The sequence below is a fragment of the Gottfriedia sp. NPDC057948 genome, assembly GCF_042887255.1.
Taxonomy (GTDB): domain Bacteria; phylum Bacillota; class Bacilli; order Bacillales; family Bacillaceae_G; genus Gottfriedia.
In genome coordinates this window covers 1-23,595 of the sequence record NZ_JBHVPN010000007.1, presented here as the reverse complement: position 1 = coordinate 23,595, position 23,595 = coordinate 1, and the positions used below count along the sequence as shown (strand labels likewise).

Genomic DNA, 23,595 nt, shown 5'->3' with positions numbered 1-23,595 from the left:
CCATATGGTGAGAGCTTTGTATTAGTTAAGACACTTGTCTACTAATACAAGGCTTTTACGCATTTAGAAAGTGAGAGTGACGCATCTTGTATAGAAAACCTAAAGATGAAATAAGCGTCATTTTAGCACAGTATCACATTGTACCAAATTATTTTGAAACTGTTGGTAAGGTCGTTAAGATTTATACGAATCAAGGTGTATTCGCACTAAAAGAAGCAAATGTGAATCGAGTTTATCGAAATAATTTGATTGAAAATGTTCGTTCTTTACAAGATAAAGGCTTTCGAAATGTTGTACCAATATATCATACCCAGAGTGGAGATTATATTGTTGAATTTAATACGAAGCATTACTATTTAATGCCGTGGATTGAAAGTGTTGATGAAAAGTCAGATGAGAATTTACATTTTCAACGAATGTTTACTTCACTAGGTAAGATGCACAACAGTACACAGAAAGAGAAAAAGGTAGATAAAGATCAATTACAAATCCATTATGATACGTTAACTAAAAGGTGGAGTAAAGATAAAGATGTATTGGAAAATTTCATTGAGGCTGCAGAAGGTAATTGGTATATGTCACCTTATGAACTAAGCTATTGTACGTATTTTCATAAAATATTAAGTGCACATCAATTTGCTAAGGGACAGTTAGATGAATGGTTTAAAAAAATGAAAGAAACTGAAAATACTAGAGTTGTCATGAACCATGGGAATTTATCTATTTCTCACTTTCTTGTAAATAAAAGAGGTGAAGGTGTCTTTATCAATCTAGAAAATGCACAAGAAACTACACCAATTCAAGATTTAACGAACTATTATAAGAATTCTTTTAAAACATATCCTATTCAGCAATCTGATCGTAATAATTGGCTTAAAATGTATGAAAAGAATTTTTCATTAAGAGAAGAGGAAAGAATGTTATTTTTAAGTTATATGGCATATCCAACTCAGTTTTCTTCCAAAATTTCTAACTATTTAAAGCGATCCGGGGTTAATAATGAAAAAGACAATGTAAGAGATTTATTAAATGCTTACTGGCACATGATTAATATTGAATATTTTGTCTCAAAAATACAAGAGGATATTGAAGCAGAGAAATCTATAGATGGTTTATAAGTTCAATTTGCATTATTAAGAGAGAAAATAAAAACATCTATCCAAAAAATGTATCACTAAATGTTAGCAACATGGATAGATGTTTTTTATGTTTATTATTTTACATGACGTTTAATTGCATTTACTACACTTTTACGTACAAAATCCTTGTCTGTAATATGATCCTTTGAAAAAGAGATTCGAACATTATTTTCATCAGAGCCAAATAATTTAGAAAATTTACTAGTTGATTCTTTTTGATTTTGATTAAGTTGTAGGATTAAGTCGACTGTTTTGTCAAAGCTTAAATAGTTAACTTCAACCTCTTCTAATTTTCCACGGAATTCGCCATTCATTGGGTAAAATTCAAATTCTTGAATAATTTTCCCATATTTCTTTTTGTTTTCACTATCTCTTAATACAAATCCTTCTTCTTGAAGTGCCTGGATTACCGTTTTTAAGCCGACTGAAGGCACTACTTGAACGCCATCAGCATCATATTGGTCAACAGCTTTTTCTATTTCTAAATGAGTTTTAATCCAAATATGGGATTTGTGAAGTGATACTGGTGTATTTTCAGATAAGGTGAAAAAGAAAGGAATAACAACTTCTTCATTTGCATTTATTATCCGATCAACTGATACGATAAATTTTTGTAAAGTACCATTCTTATTAATAATCTTATCATTTGATTCAACTTGATATTCAGTCATTATATGTAAAAAGACGGAATCTAGTTCTTGTTTAACTCGACCACCTTTTATATATAATTCACCTTTTACTCGTTCACCAGCTTGATATTCTGTTTTTTCAAGCTTTGTATCGATTCTCGTTCCACCGATTCCGAGAACACGAGCTAATGTATTTTTAAATAAACCCATGAATATCCCCCTAAAAATTATATCTACATACTATATAATTATCGCATAATTAAATAAGTACTAGTATACCAGAATGTTAAATAATCATTACAATTATTTGTCGTATTTTTTTTATGTATTAAAAAATGTGGTACGATATTGACACATATTGAATAATCTAGAAAGAAATTAGAAATAATGTTGACTAAGCTTAAGTAAATTTTGTAGACTATTACATATATTCATAATGAAATGCAATGATAGGGAAGAGTACAACGAACTAGTTCTTAAAGAGAGGAAACCATTTGGTGGGAGGTTTCTAGAAAATAGAGTTGGAATGTCGCCCTTGAGCAGTGACTTCGAAAGCTTTTTGTGATTAGAAGTTACCGGATGATCCGTTATCTTTTTTAAGTGTGTCAGTTAAACACAAGTTTTTACTGACAAAAAAAGGTGGTACCGCGAATTCAACTCCATTCGTCCTTTTCAAGGATGAGTGGAGTTTTTTTATTTTTCAATAATTATTAGAGGAGATGAATCCGAATGGAAACAACAAAAAAATCATTACCAACAAAATATGATCCGAATTTAGTTGAAAAAGATCGTTACCAATTTTGGTTAGATGGGAAATTCTTTGAAGCACAAGTGGAATCAGAAAAGCCGAAATATACAATCGTAATTCCTCCACCAAACGTAACTGGAAAATTACACTTAGGTCATGCTTGGGATACAACATTACAAGATATCTTAACTCGTACTAAACGAATGCAAGGTTATGACGTACTTTATTTACCTGGTATGGACCATGCTGGTATTGCTACACAAGCAAAAGTTGAAGCGAAATTACGAGAAGAAGGCTTATCAAGATATGATTTAGGACGCGAAAAATTCCTAGAAAAAGCTTGGGAGTGGAAAGAAGAATATGCTTCTCACATTCGTTCTCAATGGGAAAAAATTGGTTTAGGTCTAGATTACTCTCGTGAAAGATTCACATTAGATGAGGGTCTATCTGATGCAGTAAAAGAAGTATTCGTTAAGCTATACAACAAAGGATTAATCTATCGTGGTGAATATATCATCAACTGGGATCCAGCAACAAAAACAGCTTTATCAGATATCGAAGTTATTTATAAGGATGTTCAAGGTGCATTCTACCATATGCAATATCCATTAACAGACGGAACTGGAAAAATTCAAATTGCAACTACTCGTCCTGAAACAATGCTTGGGGATACTGCAATTGCGGTTCACCCAGAAGACGAAAGATATAAATCAATGGTTGGTAAAACTGTTACACTTCCTATCGTAAATCGTGAAATTCCAATCATTGCTGACGATTATGTTGATATGGAATTTGGTACTGGAGTTGTAAAAATTACTCCTGCCCATGACCCGAATGATTTTGAAGTTGGAAACCGTCATGACTTACCTCGCATTCTTGTAATGAATGAAGATGGTACAATGAATGAAAAAGCAGGAAAATACAATGGTATGGATCGCTTTGAATGCCGTAAACAAATTGTTAAAGATTTACAAGAGATGGGTGTTCTTGTTGAAATCGAAGAACATATGCATTCTGTAGGTCATAGTGAACGTAGCGGAGCGGTTGTTGAGCCATATTTATCAACACAATGGTTTGTTAAAATGCAACCACTAGCGGATGCTGCAGTAGCAATACAAAATTCTGATGATAGCGTAAAATTTGTACCGGATCGTTTTGAAAAAACGTATCTACGTTGGATGGAAAATATCCGTGACTGGTGTATTTCACGTCAATTATGGTGGGGACACCGTATTCCGGCTTGGTACCATAAAGAAACTGGTGAGATTTATGTAAATCAAGAACCACCAGCTGATATTGAAAATTGGAATCAAGATAACGACGTTTTAGATACTTGGTTCAGTTCAGCATTATGGCCATTCTCAACTTTAGGTTGGCCAAATGAAGAAAGTAAGGATTTCCAAGCTTACTTCCCAACAAATGTATTAGTAACTGGTTATGATATTATTTTCTTCTGGGTATCACGAATGATTTTCCAAGGAATTGAATTTACTGGTAAACGTCCATTTAACGATGTTTTAATTCATGGCTTAGTACGTGATGAGCAAGGACGTAAAATGAGTAAATCACTTGGTAATGGTGTTGACCCAATGGATGTTATTGAGAAATATGGAGCAGATTCATTACGTTACTTCTTAACAACAGGAAGTTCACCGGGCCAAGATTTACGTTTCAGTATTGAAAAAGTTGAAGCTACTTGGAACTTTGTAAACAAAATTTGGAATGCTTCTCGTTTTGCTTTAATGAATATGGAAGGCTTCACATATGAAAATATCGATTTAACGAAAGAAAAATCTGTTGCTGATGAATGGATTTTAACTCGTTTAAATGAAACAATTGAAAGTGTAACAGCTTTAATCGATCGTTATGAATTTGGTGAAGTTGGCCGTGTACTTTATAACTTCATTTGGGACGATGTTTGTGACTGGTATATTGAAATGGCAAAGATTCCTTTATACGGTGAAAATGAAGATGCAAAAAATATGACTCGTTCAGTTCTTGCACACGTATTAGAAAGTACAATGAAGCTTTTACATCCATTTATGCCTTTCGTTACTGAAGAAATTTGGCAATCTCTACCACACCAAGGGGAGTCTATTACAGTTTCTGCTTGGCCGACAGTTAGAGAGGAATTAACAAATAAAGAAGCTTCTGAAACGATGAAAATATTAGTTGAGTTAATTCGTTCAGTTCGTAATATTCGTGCAGAAGTAAACACGCCAATGAGCAAAAAAGTTCAACTAATGATCTCTGCAAAGGATGAAACGATTGCAGCTGCATTAGAAGAAAATCGTTCATATATCGAGCGCTTCTGTAATCCAGAAGAATTAACAATTTCTACTAACTTAACTGCACCAGAAAAATCGATGTCTGCAGTAATTAGTGGAGCTGAGCTTTATCTTCCTCTAGAAGGTTTAATTAATCTTGAAGAAGAGAAAAAACGCTTAGAGAAAGAATTAGAAAAATGGACTAGTGAAGTTGAACGAGTTCAAAAGAAATTAAGTAACCAAGGATTTGTAGCGAAAGCTCCTGCAGCAGTTATTGAAGAAGAGCGTCGTAAAGAAAAAGATTATCTTGAAAAACAAGAATCTGTAAGAGCTCGAATTGTAGAACTAAGTAAATAAGTAGTTTAAGCAGGCGAGCTAATCGACTGTAATAAATATTAGTAAAATAAAAACGACGAATTGAGTTAAGAATTCGTCGTTTTTTACTATAAAGGTAGGGTTAAGATGATTAATACATATGAGCAAGCACTGAAATGGATGTATAATAGAACAAAATTTGGTATTGTACCTGGGCTACAAAGAATGGAAGAAATGCTAGTTAGATTAGGAAATCCTCAGCTAAGTGTCAAAGCAATTCATGTCGCAGGAACGAATGGAAAAGGCTCTACAATTACTTTCCTTCAAAGCATTTTATTAGATGCAGGGTATACTGTAGGAACTTTTACATCACCATATATATTAGATTATCGTGAACAAATCATGTTCTGCGGTGAAATGATTAGTGAACAAGAATTTATTCAACTAGTAAACTGTATAATTCCAGTTGTTGAAGAAGTTGAACAGTTGCCTTGTGGTGCTCCAACTGAATTTGAAATCATTACAACAATGGCTTTTTACTTTTTCGGTAAAATAAAAGAACATGACATATTTTTAGTAGAAGCTGGTTTAGGTGGGTTAGAGGATTGCACAAATGTAATGACACCTTTAATTAGTATTATTACGAGTATTGGCCATGATCATCAACAAATACTTGGTGAAACAATAGAGGAAATTACTAAACATAAGGCAGGAATTATTAAAAAGGGAATTCCAATTGTTACAGCAGAATTGAAAGAAAAAGCTTTAACGATTATTCAAAATGCCGCAATTAAAAATGAAGCTGATTATTTTGAATATGATAAGCATTTTTTTGCTTCTCCTTTGAAAGATTCACTTTATGAAAAGTTTAATTACAAAGGCAATGAAATGCTAATTGAAAATATTGAGCTATCGATGCTTGGGCACCATCAAATTAGGAATGCTTCTTGCGCAATCTGTGTTGTTCAATTATTACAAAATAAATATGGAATGAAGTTTAGTGAAAATCATATCAAAAGAGGATTAAAAATAGCTCAAAAAGCAGGTAGATTAGAACGAATAGCTTCTAATCCTGTCATTTATATTGATGGAGCACATAATGTTGAAGGAATTAAAAGTTTAGTGGAGACGATGAATAACCGTTTTCTTGATAAGGAAATAAAGATTCTATTCTCTGCCTTGAAAGATAAAAATGCCCGAGAGATGTTAAAAGAATTACGAGGTATAACAAATAATATTGTAATGACAACTTTTGATTTTCCTAGAGCGATGAATAAAGATGAATTAATTTCGAATGCTAATACACTTAATATAAAATATGAAAGTGATTTATCTATTGCAATCGATAAGAATATAAAGGATATACAGGAAGACGAGATATTATTAATAACCGGTTCTTTATATTTTATCTCGGTAGTAAGAAGATATTTGCTAAAAAAATTCGCTTAGAATTGTAAAGGAGGGCCCATAATCTTGATTAGTAAGCATAGTAATAGGTTGATTTGGATCGCATGGATTATTCTAATGCCTATCATATTTTATTATGCTAATATGGTTAGCCCTCTTAGACATATAGAACGTTCAAATTTTTTAATTATAATTGCGTTATTTCTAATTGTAGCGAATATGCCAATTAAAATTAATGATGCTACATTTTCTTTTATTTTCGGAATCTCAATTTTGGTTTTTTTATCGTATGGTTTAGTTGCAGAACTTTTAATAAGTCAATTAGCCTATTCGATTTTGTATATAAGATTGAGTATTACAAAAAAAACTCTCTACCGATTGCCACTTAATTCGTTAATGTTTGCATTATGTTCTATTGGTAGTGCGCTACTTTATTATTTAGTTGGGGGAAAGATTGAACCTACTGGGACTAAAGAACTATTGAACAGCTTAATTCCAATCCTCATTTACACTCTTGTTTCTTTTTGGATTAATCAAATCGTTATTTATTTTATTACGATTTACTTATATAAAAGAGAAATGAAATTGATTAATAGGGAATTTAAGTGGGATTTGTTTATCTATATATTAATGTATCCAATCGGAATAAGTCTTTATTTAATGTTAGAGACAAAAGGATATATTACGATAATTTACATAACTATTTACTATATTATTTTAATGATTATTTTAAACTCTTTATCCTCTGCTTTAAATATGAACAAATATTTAAAGAAAACGATGAAAATAAGTCAAAAACTGTCTCAAAGAATGGAAGAAGAGGAAGTAATCGATGAGTTTTTTGAACAACTTACTACTTTAATTCCAGTTTCATACGGAAATTTATTTATAGTTGAAGATAAATCGCTTAAATTAAAAAGATATTTTCAAAATAAATGTGATGAAAAAATATTTAGTTGTCCTTACTTTGATACGCTTGAAGGTTCAATATCTAGAAAAGTTTTTTTTGAAAAAAGAAGATATAGTTTTAGCAGACGATCACAATGGGACACTAATGATCATTTAAAATTTTCAGAAGCAGAAAGTTTATTATCAATCCCGATTATAAAAAATCAAGAAGTAGTTGGTGTACTTACAATTGCATCAGAACAAAAAAATGCGTTTAAAAAATACCAAGTAGTTCTGATCGAAATACTTGCATTATATCTCGCAATTGCGGTTGAAAATGCAAGGTTTTACTTACAAACAAAAATCAGAAGTGAAACTGATTCTTTAACCGGCTTATATAATTTTGAATATCTCGAATCTAAAATTAAAGATGAATTTGAACAGTTGAAATCATTCAAGATAAAGTCAATTTCATTACTCCTAATAGATTTAGATTATTTTAAAAAAGTGAATGACGAATACGGTCATCAAGCAGGTAATGAAGTATTATTTGAAGTTGCAAGACGGATTAAAATGGTAGTGAAGCAAAGTGGTTTAGTTGCTCGCTTTGGTGGAGAGGAATTTTCAGTACTTCTTGTAAATCATAGTGAAAGAGAAACATATAATTTAGCAGAAGAAATTAGAAAATCACTTGAAATTATTCCATTTTACATTACAAATCATATGACTAACGAAGATCAGCAGATTAAATTAACAGTAACAGCAAGTATAGGAGCAGCAGTTGCACCATTTGTGGCGACAGAACCGTCGGACTTAATTCGATGTGCCGACAGAGCTATGTATTCAAAAGCAAAAAATGCCGGAAGAAATAAAGTGGCAATGTATAGCAAATAACCACCGGGAATTCTACGGTAGTTATTTATTTATTTATTTATGTAGATAAAAAATGGGCAAGTTTTTGTAATTTTTTGTTGCACGATACCTGTTTGCCCTCGACAAATGTCGGCGTGTTTTTCTGGAATTATATGTTAGTATTTTTTTACGTTTTAAAATAAAGTAGTAGGAGGATTCATATGGACAAGTCCTCAAAGATATCAATTAAAATTAATGGCGAGGAAAAAGCGTTTGAAGAAGGTGCCGTGACTTCTCAAGATCAGGTAGAGGAGAAGAACGGGGAATTTGGATGGGTTATACCAACTCCTGATGGGTTAGGCAAAAAAGTAATCGTTTTAGATGATGTTAAAAAGAAGAAAAAGATCAAGCCAGAGCAAAAGGTGAAGGAGAAAAAGAAAAAGAAGATTTCTTTTTTCACAAAGAAGTCACCTTCGAAAAGTATTATTATTTCTATTATAGGTGCAAGTTTAATAGGACTATGTTTTGGGTTTGTATTTTTAGGCATATTTAAACAATCAAAGCCAGATGCACTTAACCCAACAAAAAATAGTGTATCGGTTTCTGGTACAGCAACAAATCAAGTACAAATGAAGATTCCAGCAGTGAAGTTTGATCTCGCACAAGTTGGAATGTATAAAAGTATGGAATCAGCTAAGAAAAATGAAAAAGAAGTATCTACAAATGGATTTACCCCTGTCATTTATGAAAAAAATAATAATTTTTTCGTCGTTATTGCTTTGAGCGGGAAAGATAGCACGTTTTTAGCAGATGAAGTTAAGAAAAAATTAAAAAGCACATATTTAAAAGAAGAAACAGTTGGTGGGCAAGAATACAAAGGCCCAAAACAATCAGTAGATATGTATAAAGCTGAAGTGGAAACATTTAATTTTATGTTATCGTACTTAACAGATAAAAACTTTAATAACGAAAAACAGCTTGAACAAATAAGCTCAACCATGTTAATTTTGTCTAAACAAAAAGATTATATTAAAAATAAGCAATTACTAAGTGGACTTAAGCATTTACAAAACATCGAAAAAGTAATGTCCTCAAATACTAAGCACAATCTAAATAAAGTAACCCAATCAGTCCAATATGACATGTTATCCTTATTTAAAATATTAAAAGAACAAAAAAATACACTAACAAATTAAATTTTGTTAGTGTATTTTTAGTTTGTTGAAATATAAAGCGGTCACTAAGGAAAGCAATATTAAGTCGAACATTATTGATGTTAAACTTAATATTTTGATGAACTATTAAGATTTTAGATGTTAATGTGTGTTTAAACAATCTCAATAAACCAACAAACTATAGTAATTGTTTTATAGAAGTTAAAAAATTAAGAGTAAATTTCAGATAAATAAATTCTAATGATTAGTTTTTAAGTTGATGTTCGATCTCAATTGACATACACAATTGAAAACGAATTAAATTAGCATTTAATCCAGAATGTTGAAATATAAAATGGTCAATAGAGAAAACGGACATTAAATGACCATTTATTAATGATGAAATTATCATTTTTTGGATGCTATAATCTTTTTAAATGTTAGTATTTTTAACACTAATTGAGCCAATCTTTAGAAAAACATAATCAATTGATTAGTCTATTAATTAATGTTCGATATTAATTTCTACAAACTGATTAATAAACAACTGTTAGTTTACTCTAAGTAAAGGCTATTTGAATAGAGTTTATCGTAGACTTCTTTTGATGAATAAGTTGATTGGAACGGAGGGATGATCGACTCCTATGGGATAAGCGGGAAGGCTGAGACCCCGCAGGCTTGCCGAGGAGGCGAAAGAATCCCGCCCCATGGAAAGCGAGCATCCCGTAGTGGAAATCAACATCACTACTCCTTTACGAAAATTTGATAATTTATTGAAAAGATGCTTTTCAAGAGCTAGATTACACTAATGAATTAAAATTTTTGTTATTGTATTTTTTATTACAAATTCAAGAAAGAAATTAATAATTAACATTAAAAACTTCTTCTAGAAATTGATATCTATTCAAATTTTAAGCAAATTTTACTCCGAAAAGACTGGATTTGGACATAAAATATTTAAAAATGAAATTTTATTATTAGGGTATTTTAATACTTAACAAAACTTTCATTTTTATTACATTTTAATAACGAATAGACAACGAAAAGTGTTTTTTACTAATTTGTGTTATAGTGATTACTTGGGTAGGATAATCTTGTATCCTTCCTTTAAAATTAAATAATAGGTGAATGAAAATGAAAAAACTTATATTAGCCTCTGCATCTCCTCGAAGAAAAGAACTTCTTAGCATGTTAAATATCCCTTTTATCATTGAAACTAGTGATGTTGAAGAAGTAATGGAGCAGAACTTGCAGTCTTCTGAGATTGTAATGAAATTGGCGGAAGAAAAAGCTATAGATGTATCCAATAAATTTCCAAATGCAGTAGTAATCGGTGCTGATACGATCGTTACTTATAATGATAAAAAACTAGGTAAGCCTACCTCAAAAGAAGATGCATTTGCAATGTTAAAAATGCTATCTGGAAAAACACACGAGGTTTTTACTGGAGTTTCAATTATTAATGAAGGTAAAAGTAGTAGCTTTTATCAATGTACAAAAATTACCTTTAGTGAACTAAGTGATCAAGAAATAATTGATTATATCAATACTAATGAACCGATGGATAAAGCTGGTTCTTACGGCATACAAGGATATGGCGGAACATTTGTAGAGAAAATAGACGGCGACTATTATTCTGTTGTTGGACTTCCGATCAATAAAGTTAAGAAAAAACTAAGAGAACTAAATTTTTAACTTTTGATTTGAGGTGATATTTTGTCAAATTCGGTTCTCATTAAAGATTTTCCGAAAGATGAAAGGCCAAGAGAGCGATTGTTAAAATTTGGTCCCGGTAGTTTGTCTAACCAAGATTTACTTGCAATTTTATTAAGGACTGGGACAAAAAATGAATCGGTTTTAAAAGTTTCAAACAAACTTTTATTGAAATTTGATGGACTAAGATTATTAATGAATGCGTCTGTTGAAGAAATATCAAATATTAAAGGGATCGGTGAAGCGAAAGCTGTACAGTTAATTGCTGCCTTTGAGTTAGGAAAAAGGATAAACCGTCTTCAATATGACGAACGATTTATTATTAAAAGTCCAGATGATTGTGCTAAATTTATGATGGATGAAATGCGATTTCTTGAACAAGAGCATTTTGTATGTTTATACTTAAATACGAAAAATCAAGTTATTGCCCGCGAAACTATTTTTAAAGGTAGTTTAAATGCTTCGATCGTCCATCCTCGTGAAGTTTTTAAAGAAGCTTTTCGTAGATCTGCTAGCACGATTATTTGTTTACACAATCATCCAAGTGGGGATCCAACTCCAAGTCGAGAAGATATCGAAGTAACAAAACGATTAGTTGAATGTGGAAAAATAATTGGAATTGAATTACTAGACCATATCATAATTGGTGAACATAAGTATGTCAGTTTAAAAGAAAAAGGTTACGTTTAAGGGTGTTCATTAGTAGCTAATTGTTTTATAATGTAAGTTATGGATAAAAACCTGTTATTTACTAACGATAAGAGAATATAGTATAGATACTTTAAATATGAATTTAAGTTGTACGTTTTAGAAAGGAAGATACATATGTTTGGATTAGGTGGATTTACTCGTGATTTAGGAATAGACTTAGGTACTGCGAATACTTTAGTCTTTGTAAAAGGAAAAGGAATAGTAGTTAGAGAACCTTCTGTAGTTGCTTTAAGGACGGATACGAAACAAATTGTTGCTGTAGGGAGTTCAGCAAAACTTATGATTGGTCGTACTCCAGGAAATGTTGTTGCGACTAGACCCATGAAGGATGGAGTTATTGCTGACTTTGAAACAACAGCAACGATGATGAAGCACTATATTGATCAAGCTCAAAAGAGCAACGGATTTTTCTCACGTAAACCTTATGTAATGGTATGTGTGCCATCAGGTATTACTGCTGTTGAAAAAAGAGCTGTTATTGATGCAACAAGACAAGCTGGTGCACGTGATGCATTCTTAATTGAAGAACCTTTTGCTGCAGCAATTGGTGCTAATTTACCGGTTATGGAACCAACTGGAAGTATGGTTGTTGATATTGGTGGAGGAACAACAGAGGTTGCAATTATCTCATTAGGTGGAATCGTTACTAGCCAATCGATTCGTACTGCTGGTGATGATATGGACGAAGCGATTATCCAATATATTAAAAAGAACTATAACTTATCAATTGGTGAACGTACTGCCGAACAGTTAAAGCTTGAAATTGGTTCAGCTATTAAAACTGAATCAGATGAGCAAATGGATATTCGTGGTCGTGATTTAATTTCAGGTTTACCTAAAACAATTACAATCCATGGAGAAGAAATTGCAGTAGCTTTAAGTGATACAGTAGAAGCAATTGTTGAATCTGTAAAAAATACTTTAGAGAAAACGCCACCTGAATTAGCAGCGGACATTATTGATCGTGGAATCGTTCTTACAGGCGGTGGAGCACTTCTTCGTAATATTGACAAAGTAATTGCTCAAGAAACAAATATGCCTGTAATAGTTGCAGAAGACCCTCTTGATTGTGTTGCAATGGGGACAGGTAAAGCGTTAGATAATATCGATATTTTCAAAAAGAATTTTGGTGCAAATTCAAGTCAATATCGATAAAATTGAATGGAAAATGTATTGAAAAAATAAGCTAGTTTTCTAAAAGGTTGAACTACTAAATAAGTTCTTTAATAAGAAGATTAGTAAAAGTGTGTAATCCTCACTACAATTAGTGAGGATTACATTAATGAAATCGTTAGAACAAAAAGTTGAATTGTTATAAGAGGGTGTAAGAATGCCACAATTTTTTCAAAATAAACGTTTAATGATTGTCTTAGCTGCTATTATCTTACTAGTGGCACTTCTAGGTTATTCTTTAAGAAGTAATAGAAACCTTTCAATTCCTGAGCAGTTTATTAAAGATACAGTAAGTTTGACTGAAAAAGTATTTAATAAGCCCGCACAACTTATTGCGGGTTTATTTAATAATATGGCAGACTTAAAAGATACATATGATGAAAATCAAGTTTTGAAAAGTAAGCTCGATAAATATGTTGAATTATCTGTACGTGAGAAAGCATTAGAAAAAGAAAACAAAGAATTAAAAGACACGATGGGAATCAAAAAAAGTTTAAGTGATTATGATACATTTCAAGCTACAGTAACAATAAGAGATCCTGATAAATGGCAACAAATCATTACAATTGATAAAGGATCGATAAGTGGAATTGAAAAAGAAATGGCAGTTATCACTTCTAAAGGCTTAATTGGTAAAGTTAAAAATGTTTCTAAATTTTCATCAACTGTACAATTATTAAGTTCTTCAGATCGAACAAATCGAATTTCTGCTAAAATTCAGCAAAAAGATACGGTTTTTGGTTTGATAGAAGGTTATGATGTTGAGAAACAAGCTTTATTATTTAAACGAATTCCTTCAAATGCAAAAGTAAAAAAAGGACAAACAGTCGTGACTTCAGGTCTTGGTGGTGTTTTTCCAGCTAATCTAGTGATAGGAAAAGTTGAGGAAGTTGTTCCTGATGAACATGGGCTAACTCAAACAGCTTATATTAAACCGCAAGCAGATTTTAATGACATAAATCATGTACTAGCTGTTAAGCGTTCAATTGATCAGCCACAGAAAGGAGAGTAATTAGTAAATGAGTAAGTATGGTTTACCTCTCCTTTTAACATTTCTGTTTATTTTAGAAAATATTTATGTTTCAACTGTATCGCCAAATATTCTTGGTCACAATGCGATAATTGTTCCACATTTTTTATTTTTTGGTTTATTATTTATTACATTATATTACAATCCGAAGAAGGCGCTTATTTATGGTGTTATCTTTGGATTCATTTATGATATTGTTTATACAGAGATTATAGGTATATATTTAGCTGCTTTTCCGTTATTTATCTTTTTAATAAGTCAAGCAATTAAAATACTTTACGCGAATTTATTCGTACGAAGTATTCTTGTTATAATATGGACAGCAGCCTTAGAATATTTAGTATACGGATTAAATGCGTTGTTCGGATTTACTAATATGAATAATACATACTTTTTGAATCATCGATTATTTCCGACATTATTACTGAATGCACTATTTATATTAATTTTTGCATATCCTTTCTCATCATTATTAAGAACGATTAGCGAAAAGAATGAGGAAAAATAAAGGATTTTTCTGGTGCATGTCGAATTATACAATCGGGGTGAACACTTATCATGGAACAGAGGCAACAATATGTTACAATAAAAGGAACGAAAGATGGTCTAACACTGCACCTCGATGATACATGTTCTTTTCAAATTTTAGTAGATGAAATTGAAGAAAGACTGTCTACCCACTTGTTTGAGAGCAATGATCGTCCCTTACTTGCAGTTCGTTTAAAAATAGGAAATCGTTTTTTATCTCCCGAACAAGATGAAATTATTCGTTCAATTGTTCGTAAAAAGAATAATCTTGTGGTTGAAACAATCGAAAGTAATGTGATTTCGAAGCAAGAAGCTATTGAATGGATGAAAAGGGAGGAAATTGTACCTATTTGTAGAATGGTAAGATCCGGTCAGATTCTCCAAGTGAAAGGTGATTTACTGTTAATCGGTGATGTTAACCCAGGTGGAACTGTTATTGCGGGTGGAAATATCTTTATTATGGGTGCACTAAGAGGTACTGCTCATGCCGGTTTTAATGGTAATAAGGAGGCAGTTATTGCGGCATCAATAATGAGACCAATGCAGTTGAGAATTTGCAGCATAATGAACAGAGCACCGGATCATTATGGTGATGAAGGCAATGAGATGGAATGCGCGTATATAAACGAAGACAGCCAAATCATTGTCGATCGCATACAATTTCTGACTCATCTTAGACCTAGTTTGACAAGGTTAGAAAGGGGCATGATGTAACTGTGGGAGAGGCTATAGTAATTACATCTGGTAAAGGTGGAGTTGGTAAAACAACTACATCGGCAAATTTAGGAACAGCATTAGCGATGTTTGGAAAAAAAGTGTGCTTAATTGACACTGATATCGGCCTACGTAACTTAGACGTTGTCATGGGATTAGAAAACCGCATCGTCTATGATTTAGTGGACGTAGTTGAAGGGCGCTGTAAAACGCATCAGGCACTAATAAAGGATAAGCGTTTTGAGTGCTTATATTTATTACCTGCTGCACAAACAAGCGATAAAACTGCTGTTTCTCCTGAACAAATGAGAGAGCTTGTTGATGAATTAAAAAAAGACTATGATTATATATTAATAGATTGCCCTGCTGGTATTGAGCAAGGATATAAAAATGCAGTAGCAGGTGCAGATAAAGCGATCGTTGTTACAACTCCTGAAGTTTCTTCAATTCGTGATGCAGATCGTATTATTGGACTATTAGATCAAGAGGATATTGAGCCTCCTAAACTAGTAATCAATCGTATTAGAAGTCATATGATGGAAAATAGAGATAGCTTAGATGTTGATGAAATTACTTCAATGTTAGCTGTAGATTTAATTGGTATTGTTCAAGATGATGAAAGCGTTATTAAGGCAACTAATAGTGGTGAACCTGTAGCAATGAATCCAAATTCAAAAGCTTCTATTGCATATAGAAATATTGCAAGAAGAGTGCTAGGGGAATCCGTACCATTACAATCATTAGAAACTGAAAAGAGTATTTTCTTTAAAGTGAAAAAATTATTTGGTATTCGATAACACTTCGTAAAAAGCGAAGTGTTTTTCTTTTTCTATTTTTCAAAAGTCCTCTTTAATCTCTTCCAAAATACTGCCTAATAGCTTTATCCACTTTTCAAATTATCTACTCATAAGTTGTCCTATTGATTCATATAAATTAATTAACTAGTTTGCGAGGAGAGGTGACACTTTGAGTAAGCGCGTAGATGATATAAGAAAGCGGATCGCTAAACGGCGTGAACAAGAAGAAAAATGGGGAAACCCGAATCCGAATCAAATGATGAGCAAATTTCCGGTAAAAGAAGTGCAAAATACTGAGGGCGGATACACTTATACTTATGATGATTTGGTAGAAGAGCAAGGTAAGAAAATAATGAATAACTCTAACTTTATGTTTAGAAGTTTACTATGCGCGATTATTGTACTAGCTTTAGCCATCATCTTAAAAAGTAACTCACCTATGGCATCTCAAGTTCGGCATGGTCTTTCACAAGTTTATGAAAGTGAATTTCAGTTTGCTTCATTACAGAAATGGTATGAAGATCGGTTTGGAAGTCCTATTGCTTTTTTACCGCAATTAAATGATCAAAAAGACAATGCTGGAAATGATAATTATGCTGTTCCTGCAAGTGGTAAAGTACTGCAAAGTTTTAAAACGGACGGCCAAGGTATATTGATTCAAACTGAAGCTAACCAAAAAGTAGAGTCAATCAAAAAAGGTCGAGTACTTTTTGTAGGAAAGAAAGATAATTTAGGAAATACGGTCATTATTCAACACGCCGATGGTTCAGAATCTTGGTACGGAAAATTAGGAACAACTAACGTAAAAGTTTATGACGAAGTGGATAGTAAAAAGGTTATCGGAACGGTATCATCCAATGATGAAGGGAATCTAGGTACTTATTATTTCGCAATTAAAATGGGGGAAAAATTTATAGATCCGAAACAGGTGATTCCATTTGAATAAATGGCTAACTCTTCCTTCCAAAATTTCTGTTCATCCACTGTATTTATTAATTGCATGTATTGGTATTTTGACAGCTAATTTTTGGTCAGTATTGTTTGTATCAATTATCATTTTCTGCCACGAATTAGGTCACGCCATTGCTGCTACTTCATTTAATTGGAGAATAAATAAAATTACGCTACTTCCCTTTGGGGGGGTTGTAGATCTTGATGAACATGGAAATCGACCAACCTACGAGGAGTTTATTGTTACAATCTCTGGCCCCATTCAACATTTAACTTTATATATAATCGCTAACTTCCTATTTCAAATGAATTTAATGCCTGAAAACCTCTATACGCTTTTTATCAATTACAATATTAGTATTCTTTGTTTTAATTTATTACCAATATGGCCATTAGACGGTGGAAAATTAATCTATCAGTTATTTTCATTGATCTTTCCGTTCGTTAAAGCTCATATATATAGCTTGTACTCATCATTTGTATTTTTATTGTTATCCTCATTACTTACAATCATCATACAGCCTATGAATATTACAATTTGGGTTTGTCTATTATTTTTAATCGTTTCCTTATGGGGAGAATGGAAAAATAGGCATTTTGTTGTTATACGATTTTTAATGGAACGGTTTTATGGAAATGAACAATATATCCAAAAAATTAAATCGATCTCCTTGAATAAAGAAACAAAATTATTTCAAGTTTTTTCTAACTTTCAAAAAGGATATAAATACAACGTCGTCTTTTCTCTTGATAAAAAAAATCAACAAATGTTAGATGAAAATGAATTATTACATGCTTATTTTACTGAGAAGAAAGCAACCTACTCGCTTGAAGAGTTAATTAGTTAGATTTCAATTATTTATTACATTTTCTATAAACTCAAGATGGCTGATATGAAGCCATCTTTATAGTGTTGAAAATTAAAATAAGCATTCCAATAGCAAACAAAAAAGATGGTCTCTAGGAGAGGCCATTTTTTAATTAAGTTTATTCAATTATTACTATACATACCACGAGGAGTCTTTTGGAATATAGTCATAGTAATACAGTATAGAAGGGATCCTTTTTTGAATAATTATATCGTTTGAAACTCGTCTGCCCCATTCATCGTCTTCTCCAAAACTAATATTAAGAAATTTATGTGCCGAGGCAATCTTTTTTGAATAGCACATTAAATGATTTGGTTTTCGATAATAATAATTTTCATCTTCCCCATGTGCAAACTCTTTCCCATATTTACAAATTTTAGAAAATTGGTTATTAAAATTTACTAAAACGTCAAATACAATACAGTCAACATTTGGCGTTTCATTGATTGCTGAGCACAATAATTCGATATAATTTGGTTCTATCCGATCATCGTCATCTATAAAAACTACATAATCTCCTTTTGCTTGCTCAATTAGAACATTTCTCTTTTCACCAATGCTTCTTTTTTTATTTTCTAAAAGTACTAATATTTCAACTGGATATGCTTTACTCTGTTTATCTAATTCATTAATAATATTATTTAAATACCCCATTCTTTCGGGGACAGTTGGAATAAGAATTGATAGAATTATATCCATATAATCGCTCCAATCTAAATCAGGATTAAGTAAAAGAAAGGGTAATACAGGAAAAGAAAAGGGGAAAATGTAAGTGAAATCTTAATATAATATACAATTTCTACTATTCATGTGAGTAGACGAACTAATTAGATTGTATTAACTAGCTTTTTCCTACTTAAATGAATAAAATGTGATAGATACTATACATAGTTAGGAAGATGAATTTGAAGAAAGTTATTATGAATGTAAAACATTCAGAGAAAAGAATTGCTGTAATTGAAAATGAACAGCTAGTTGAATGGTTTTCTTCTGCAGACCAAAAAACATATGTAGGAAATATATATGTAGGACAAATCCAAGAAGTAATGCCGAAATTAAATGCAATTTTTGTAAATATTGGTTTAAATAAAAATGGCTTCATGAGATTCGAAGATACAGTCGAGGGTAAAGAATCTGAAATCAATAAAGACGAATTAATAAGAAAAAAGTTCCAAAAAGGACAATATATTTTGGTTCAAGTCATAAAGGATGCGTTTGATGAGAAAGGTCCTAAGCTTACAAATAATCTTGAGTTCTCTGGTGATTACGTTGTATATTTCCCTCTTACAAAACAAGTTGCTGTTTCAAATAAAATAAAAAAAGAATCGAAACGAAATAAATTATACTCATTAGGCCGAGATTACACTAGTGAGAATGAGGGGCTAATTTTCAGATCTTCATGTGAAAATGTTGAATCAGATGTGATTTTAAATGAGTTAAAAAGCTTTCAAACATTTTATGATTCATTAAAAAATCAAAGCTTTAAAAAAATCACATGTGTATGGGAAGCGAATTCCTTGTTTACTAAGTTTTTTAAATTACATCCTAAAGATACAATCAGTGAATTAATCATTGATGATTTAGCTGCTTATAAAAAATATTTGCCTGAAGATCTTCAAATAATTAGTTATAGAGGAAATGAAAATATTTTTGTGGCATTTAAAATTGAAGAACAAATAGAGAAATCTTTTAAACAAATTGTATGGTTAAAAAATGGTTCATTTCTTCTAATCGAGCAAACTGAAGCTATGACAGTGATCGATGTAAATACAGGTAAATTTAGCGGGAAAAATAATCGTGAAGAAACTGTATATCATACAAATCAATTAGCTGCAATTGAGATTGTTCGCCAACTAAGGCTTCGTGATATTGGTGGAATGATAATTATTGATTTTATAAATATGAAGTCCGTTGAACAACAAAAAAGTATAGGCGATCAATTAAAGGAAGCCTTTAAAAATGATCGAGCATATACAAAGCTATTTGGATTTTCTGACCTTGGTTTATTTGAACTTACACGCAAAAGAACAGCTCATTCACATATCGAAGCAACACATCAAAAGTGCCCTGAGTGTAATGGTAGTGGGCTTGTAAAAAACACAGTTCAGACAGTTTTTGAGCTAGAACGAGCGCTTTGGGAGCTCTCAACAAGTCGTGATATTGAGGCTTTACTTGTTGAATGTAGTGAGGATGTCGCAAAAGCGTTAAATGGAGATCAAAATAATCATGTACAAAGACTAGAAAAAGCAATGTTTATAAAAATCTGTTTAAAAATTTTATCTTCAAAAACACCTTTTTATCATATAGTTCGAACTGGTACGACCAAGGAAATCACCAGCTATTTAGAAACAGCCATTAACTGAAGAAGTTGTTGACATTCGACATACGCCATGGTAACATCATAATGTTATTGTTTGTAGCGCACCCGTGCTACAACCGCGCATAATAGGTATTAAATTGCTATTTTTAGCATGCCTATTGGTGGCGAGTCTTAGACTATTGAGGAGGTGCAATTATGTACGCAATTATTGAAACTGGTGGTAAACAAATCAAAGTTGAAGAAGGTCAAGCAATCTACATCGAAAAACTTGATACTAACGCAGGTGAAACTGTAACATTCGACAAAGTTTTATTCGTAGGTGGCGAAAACATCAAAGTTGGTAGCCCAACTGTTGAAGGAGCTACTGTAACTGCAAAAGTTGAAAAGAACGGTAAAGCTAAAAAGATTCTTGTATTCAAATACAAATCTAAAAAGAACTACCGTCGTAAGCAAGGTCATCGTCAACCTTACACTAAAGTTGTTATCGAAAAAATCAACGCTTAATTTTAAGTAATGACTAAAATAACAATTGAACGTTTAAAAGATGGACGTATAGGTTCCTTTAAAATAAGTGGACATGCATTTTTTTCTGATGCCGGAACTGACATTGTTTGTGCCGGTATATCAGCAGTTTCAGTAGGAACTGTAAATGCTTTGGAAGCAATTTGCCGTATAGATTCGGAATTAAATACAGTGATTGATGAAAAGAAAGGTTTCTTGAAGTATCAATTACCGATTGATTTAAATGAAGAAAATATGCAAAAAGCGCAACTTATCCTTGAAGCGATGATCGTATCTTTACAAACTATCGCTGCAAGTTACGGTGACTATGTCACTATAAACGAGTAAAACAGGAGGTGTAACCATGTTAAAATTAAATCTTCAGTTATTTGCTTCTAAAAAGGGAGTAGGTTCTACAAAAAACGGTCGTGACTCAATGTCAAAACGTCTTGGCGCTAAACGTGCTGATGGACAATTCGTAACTGGTGGTTCAATTCTTTACCGTCAACGCGGCACTAAGATTTATCCAGGTGTAAACGTTGGTCGTGGTGGAGATGATACATTATTTGCGAAGGTTGATGGCGTAGTTAAATTCGAACGTTTAGGCCGTGACCGCAAACAAGTAAGTGTATACCCTGTAGCTCAAGAAGCTTAAGAAACTAACTTAGAAACTCTAACCTTTTAGGTTAGAGTTTTTCTGTACTTAAGACATTTTTATTTATAATAAATTGCTATTCAACATGGAAATAGGTTTTGTTATAGCAACCTCTCAAACAATATGCTCCAAAGACTCGGCATTTTACAAGCTACACACTAGTTTGAGACTTTCAAAATGTTCAATCAAAATGCCGAGTCTAACTTTTTTATTACCTTCATAAATACCAAAAATGTAAACCTATAGGAGAATACAATGCAGGAGAAATGGGACGTTCTAGAGGTATTAAGACATTCACGTCATGATTGGTTAAATCGAATTCAATTAATAAAAGGATACATGGCCACAGGTCAATCTGACCAGCTAGAAGAAACGATTACAAAAATTGTTGCTGATTCTTTGAATGAAGCTAAAATTTGTTCGTTACAAATTCCAGAGTTTGCAGAATTTATCATTACCTATAACTGGAAGCCTCGTACAATTGTACTAGATTATGAAATTTTAGGAGAACCATGTTCTCTTAAAAATTTAGACGAAGTGATGACAGTATGGATTCAAAACTTTTTAGAAAAACTAGAATCTTGGGTACATATTTATGAGGAAAATTTTGTTAGTTTAACAATTGAAATAAATGATAAAACAGTTAGTTTCTTTTTTGACTTCAGAGGTAAACTAACAAAGAAAGAAGATATGTTGAAGTGGATTGTTTCATCATCAAATGACAGCTCAAAAATTAGAATGATGTCATATTTTTGTGAGACAGAAGAGTGCAGTATCGAATTTAAAATGGAAAAATAAAAGAGTGGTGGATTTATAATTATGTTTATTGATCAAGTCAAGATATATGTAAAAGGTGGAGACGGTGGAAACGGTATGGTAGCCTTCCGTCGTGAAAAATATGTTCCAAAAGGTGGCCCTGCTGGTGGAGACGGTGGTAGGGGAGCTAATGTTGTATTTATAGTAGATGAAGGCTTAAGAACATTAATGGATTTCCGTTATAAACGTCATTTTAAAGCAGATCGTGGTCAACATGGTATGTCTAAAAACCAACATGGTAAAAATGCAGAAGATATGATTGTAAAAGTACCACCTGGGACGATCGTAACAGATGCTGATTCAGGTGAATTAATAGCTGACCTTACAATGGATGGTCAAACAGCTATTATTGCAAGAGGAGGCCGTGGAGGCCGTGGAAATAGTCGATTTGCATCGCCTGCAAATCCGGCTCCAGAAATAGCTGAAAATGGTGAGCCAGGTAAGGAAAGAAACATTAAACTAGAACTTAAAGTTTTAGCTGACGTTGGATTAGTTGGTTTCCCAAGTGTTGGTAAATCTACATTACTATCTGTTGTAAGTTCTGCTAGACCAAAAATCGCTGATTATCATTTTACAACAATTGTTCCTAATTTAGGTGTTGTAGAAACAGAAGATAATCGAAGTTTTGTAATGGCCGATTTACCAGGGTTAATTGAAGGAGCACATCAAGGCGTTGGACTTGGGCATCAATTCCTACGTCATATTGAAAGAACACGTGTAATTGTTCATGTAATTGATATGTCAGGTCTTGAAGGCAGAGACCCGTATGATGATTACTTAACAATTAATCAAGAGCTAAAAGAATATAATTTACGTTTAACTGAACGACCTCAAGTAGTCGTTGCAAATAAAATGGATATTCCAGAAGCTGAAGAAAACTTAATTAAGTTTAAAGAACAAGTTGGAGATGAAGTTCAAATTTTCCCAATTTCTGCGGTAACACGTCAAGGTTTACGTGATTTATTATTTACAGTTGCAGATTTAGTTGAAACAACTCCAGAATTCCCACTTCATGACGAAGAGGAAGATAAACCATTACGAGTTCTTTATAAATATCAAAAAGAAGAACCTACTTTTGAGATTACTCGTGACAGTGATGGAACGTTCGTCGTTAAAGGTGAAGAGCTTGAAAAACTATTCAAAATGACTAACTTTGAACGTGAAGAGTCAATTCGTCGATTTGCACGTCAAATGCGTGGAATGGGGATTGATGAAGCTCTACGTCAACGTGGCGCGAAAAACGGAGATATCGTTAAAATTTCTGAATACGAATTCGAATTTATCGATTAATAATTCCTGTATAAAAAGAGGGTGTCCAAATTTTGGACTTACCCCTGTCAAGTAGACACTATAAAAAAGGTATTACTTTAAGCAGCCTTAGCCCTGTATTCAATAGGGCTAAGGTTATTTAATTTCTT

Annotated in this window: 22 protein-coding genes and 2 other annotated features; of the genes, 20 read left to right on the top strand and 2 right to left on the bottom strand. The window is 32.3% G+C overall.

From position 1 onward, the window contains the following. Positions 1–86 precede the first annotated feature (86 nt). Positions 87–1,118, top strand: coding sequence for a spore coat protein YsxE (gene ysxE, locus ACFVRR_RS12730; protein ID WP_176522644.1), 1,032 nt, complete (start codon positions 87–89; stop codon positions 1,116–1,118). Positions 1,119–1,213: 95 nt separating this feature from the next. On the opposite strand, the gene ACFVRR_RS12725 is transcribed toward ysxE, so the two are convergent. After that, entirely contained in the window at positions 1,214–1,978 is a 765-nt protein-coding gene (locus tag ACFVRR_RS12725) for a sporulation protein (RefSeq protein ID WP_387328881.1), read from the bottom strand. 227 nt (positions 1,979–2,205) lie between these two features. After that, positions 2,206–2,442 (top strand) — a binding site (T-box leader). A gap of 55 nt (positions 2,443–2,497) precedes the next feature. On the opposite strand from ACFVRR_RS12725, the gene ACFVRR_RS12720 reads away from it, so the two are divergent. The 13 genes from ACFVRR_RS12720 to ACFVRR_RS12660 all read left to right on the top strand — a co-directional run bounded on the left by ACFVRR_RS12720 (position 2,498) and on the right by ACFVRR_RS12660 (position 17,864). Continuing rightward, complete coding sequence (locus ACFVRR_RS12720; protein WP_387328878.1) at positions 2,498–5,140, top strand: valine--tRNA ligase; 2,643 nt, start codon at positions 2,498–2,500, stop codon at positions 5,138–5,140. 105 nt (positions 5,141–5,245) lie between these two features. Continuing rightward, positions 5,246–6,547, top strand: coding sequence for a bifunctional folylpolyglutamate synthase/dihydrofolate synthase (locus ACFVRR_RS12715; RefSeq protein WP_387328875.1), 1,302 nt, complete (start codon positions 5,246–5,248; stop codon positions 6,545–6,547). A gap of 24 nt (positions 6,548–6,571) precedes the next feature. Continuing rightward, a complete protein-coding gene (locus ACFVRR_RS12710; protein WP_387328872.1) occupies positions 6,572–8,287 on the top strand; it encodes a sensor domain-containing diguanylate cyclase in 1,716 nt (571 codons plus the stop codon). Between the two features lie 179 nt (positions 8,288–8,466). Then, complete coding sequence (locus tag ACFVRR_RS12705; protein WP_387328869.1) at positions 8,467–9,441, top strand: hypothetical protein; 975 nt, start codon at positions 8,467–8,469, stop codon at positions 9,439–9,441. Positions 9,442–10,533: 1,092 nt separating this feature from the next. Then, positions 10,534–11,094, top strand: coding sequence for a Maf family protein (locus ACFVRR_RS12700; protein WP_098426878.1), 561 nt, complete (start codon positions 10,534–10,536; stop codon positions 11,092–11,094). Positions 11,095–11,115: 21 nt separating this feature from the next. Next, on the top strand, positions 11,116–11,802 hold the full coding sequence (gene radC, locus ACFVRR_RS12695) for a RadC family protein (protein WP_387328865.1): 687 nt from the start codon (positions 11,116–11,118) through the stop codon (positions 11,800–11,802). Between the two features lie 135 nt (positions 11,803–11,937). Then, positions 11,938–12,978: a rod shape-determining protein gene (locus tag ACFVRR_RS12690; protein ID WP_387328862.1), complete on the top strand. Its 1,041-nt coding sequence runs from the start codon at positions 11,938–11,940 to the stop codon at positions 12,976–12,978. Between the two features lie 175 nt (positions 12,979–13,153). Continuing rightward, on the top strand, positions 13,154–14,008 hold the full coding sequence (gene mreC / locus ACFVRR_RS12685; RefSeq protein ID WP_387328859.1) for a rod shape-determining protein MreC: 855 nt from the start codon (positions 13,154–13,156) through the stop codon (positions 14,006–14,008). 7 nt (positions 14,009–14,015) lie between these two features. Then, complete coding sequence (mreD, locus tag ACFVRR_RS12680) at positions 14,016–14,534, top strand: rod shape-determining protein MreD (RefSeq protein WP_387328855.1); 519 nt, start codon at positions 14,016–14,018, stop codon at positions 14,532–14,534. A 47-nt stretch (positions 14,535–14,581) separates the two neighbouring features. After that, positions 14,582–15,268, top strand: a complete 687-nt coding sequence (gene minC / locus ACFVRR_RS12675) for a septum site-determining protein MinC (protein ID WP_088014420.1) — start codon at positions 14,582–14,584, stop codon at positions 15,266–15,268. Between the two features lie 2 nt (positions 15,269–15,270). Next, a complete protein-coding gene (gene minD / locus ACFVRR_RS12670; protein WP_097978915.1) occupies positions 15,271–16,065 on the top strand; it encodes a septum site-determining protein MinD in 795 nt (264 codons plus the stop codon). A 169-nt stretch (positions 16,066–16,234) separates the two neighbouring features. After that, a complete protein-coding gene (locus ACFVRR_RS12665) occupies positions 16,235–17,011 on the top strand; it encodes a M23 family metallopeptidase (protein ID WP_286133681.1) in 777 nt (258 codons plus the stop codon). Beyond that, positions 17,004–17,864, top strand: a complete 861-nt coding sequence (locus ACFVRR_RS12660) for a site-2 protease family protein (protein ID WP_387328850.1) — start codon at positions 17,004–17,006, stop codon at positions 17,862–17,864. Before ACFVRR_RS12665 ends, ACFVRR_RS12660 begins: the two co-directional genes overlap by 8 nt. A 153-nt stretch (positions 17,865–18,017) precedes the next feature. Here the strand turns inward: ACFVRR_RS12660 and ACFVRR_RS12655 are convergent, their stop codons facing one another. Further along, entirely contained in the window at positions 18,018–18,584 is a 567-nt protein-coding gene (locus ACFVRR_RS12655) for a glycosyltransferase family A protein (protein WP_387328847.1), read from the bottom strand. A 206-nt stretch (positions 18,585–18,790) separates the two neighbouring features. Between ACFVRR_RS12655 and ACFVRR_RS12650 the strand changes: the two genes are divergently transcribed. The 6 genes from ACFVRR_RS12650 (at position 18,791) to obgE (ending at position 23,467) form a co-directional block, all read left to right on the top strand. Continuing rightward, positions 18,791–20,248 carry an Rne/Rng family ribonuclease gene (locus ACFVRR_RS12650; RefSeq protein WP_387328844.1) on the top strand — a complete coding sequence of 486 codons (1,458 nt, stop codon included), beginning with the start codon at positions 18,791–18,793 and terminating at the stop codon, positions 20,246–20,248. A 61-nt stretch (positions 20,249–20,309) separates the two neighbouring features. Continuing rightward, positions 20,310–20,387, top strand: a sequence feature (ribosomal protein L21 leader region). Between the two features lie 13 nt (positions 20,388–20,400). Continuing rightward, entirely contained in the window at positions 20,401–20,709 is a 309-nt protein-coding gene (rplU, locus tag ACFVRR_RS12645) for a 50S ribosomal protein L21 (RefSeq protein ID WP_025672164.1), read from the top strand. 9 nt (positions 20,710–20,718) lie between these two features. Further along, positions 20,719–21,054, top strand: a complete 336-nt coding sequence (locus ACFVRR_RS12640; protein WP_097978911.1) for a ribosomal-processing cysteine protease Prp — start codon at positions 20,719–20,721, stop codon at positions 21,052–21,054. A 16-nt stretch (positions 21,055–21,070) separates the two neighbouring features. Then, the gene (gene rpmA / locus ACFVRR_RS12635) at positions 21,071–21,361 is read left to right on the top strand and encodes a 50S ribosomal protein L27 (protein WP_025672162.1); all 291 of its coding nucleotides are present in this window, start codon (positions 21,071–21,073) and stop codon (positions 21,359–21,361) included. A 255-nt stretch (positions 21,362–21,616) separates the two neighbouring features. Further along, positions 21,617–22,159: a Spo0B C-terminal domain-containing protein gene (locus tag ACFVRR_RS12630; protein WP_069035176.1), complete on the top strand. Its 543-nt coding sequence runs from the start codon at positions 21,617–21,619 to the stop codon at positions 22,157–22,159. Between the two features lie 21 nt (positions 22,160–22,180). Further along, complete coding sequence (gene obgE, locus ACFVRR_RS12625; RefSeq protein ID WP_387328837.1) at positions 22,181–23,467, top strand: GTPase ObgE; 1,287 nt, start codon at positions 22,181–22,183, stop codon at positions 23,465–23,467. The last annotated feature ends 128 nt before the right edge of the window (positions 23,468–23,595 follow it).

Excerpts from the sequence above, each read along its gene's own strand:
- ACFVRR_RS12725 (WP_387328881.1), bottom strand. The coding sequence starts at position 1,978 with ATGGGTTTATTTAAAAATACATTAGCTCGTGTTCTCGGAATCGGTGGA.
- rpmA (WP_025672162.1), top strand. The coding sequence starts at position 21,071 with ATGTTAAAATTAAATCTTCAGTTATTTGCTTCTAAAAAGGGAGTAGGT.
- ACFVRR_RS12640 (WP_097978911.1), top strand. The coding sequence starts at position 20,719 with ATGACTAAAATAACAATTGAACGTTTAAAAGATGGACGTATAGGTTCC.
- mreD (WP_387328855.1), top strand. The coding sequence starts at position 14,016 with ATGAGTAAGTATGGTTTACCTCTCCTTTTAACATTTCTGTTTATTTTA.
- mreC (WP_387328859.1), top strand. The coding sequence starts at position 13,154 with ATGCCACAATTTTTTCAAAATAAACGTTTAATGATTGTCTTAGCTGCT.
- ACFVRR_RS12705 (WP_387328869.1), top strand. The coding sequence starts at position 8,467 with ATGGACAAGTCCTCAAAGATATCAATTAAAATTAATGGCGAGGAAAAA.
- ACFVRR_RS12715 (WP_387328875.1), top strand. The coding sequence starts at position 5,246 with ATGATTAATACATATGAGCAAGCACTGAAATGGATGTATAATAGAACA.
- ACFVRR_RS12720 (WP_387328878.1), top strand. The coding sequence starts at position 2,498 with ATGGAAACAACAAAAAAATCATTACCAACAAAATATGATCCGAATTTA.
- ACFVRR_RS12690 (WP_387328862.1), top strand. The coding sequence starts at position 11,938 with ATGTTTGGATTAGGTGGATTTACTCGTGATTTAGGAATAGACTTAGGT.
- ACFVRR_RS12700 (WP_098426878.1), top strand. The coding sequence starts at position 10,534 with ATGAAAAAACTTATATTAGCCTCTGCATCTCCTCGAAGAAAAGAACTT.
- ACFVRR_RS12655 (WP_387328847.1), bottom strand. The coding sequence starts at position 18,584 with ATGGATATAATTCTATCAATTCTTATTCCAACTGTCCCCGAAAGAATG.
- rplU (WP_025672164.1), top strand. The coding sequence starts at position 20,401 with ATGTACGCAATTATTGAAACTGGTGGTAAACAAATCAAAGTTGAAGAA.
- ACFVRR_RS12630 (WP_069035176.1), top strand. The coding sequence starts at position 21,617 with ATGCAGGAGAAATGGGACGTTCTAGAGGTATTAAGACATTCACGTCAT.
- obgE (WP_387328837.1), top strand. The coding sequence starts at position 22,181 with ATGTTTATTGATCAAGTCAAGATATATGTAAAAGGTGGAGACGGTGGA.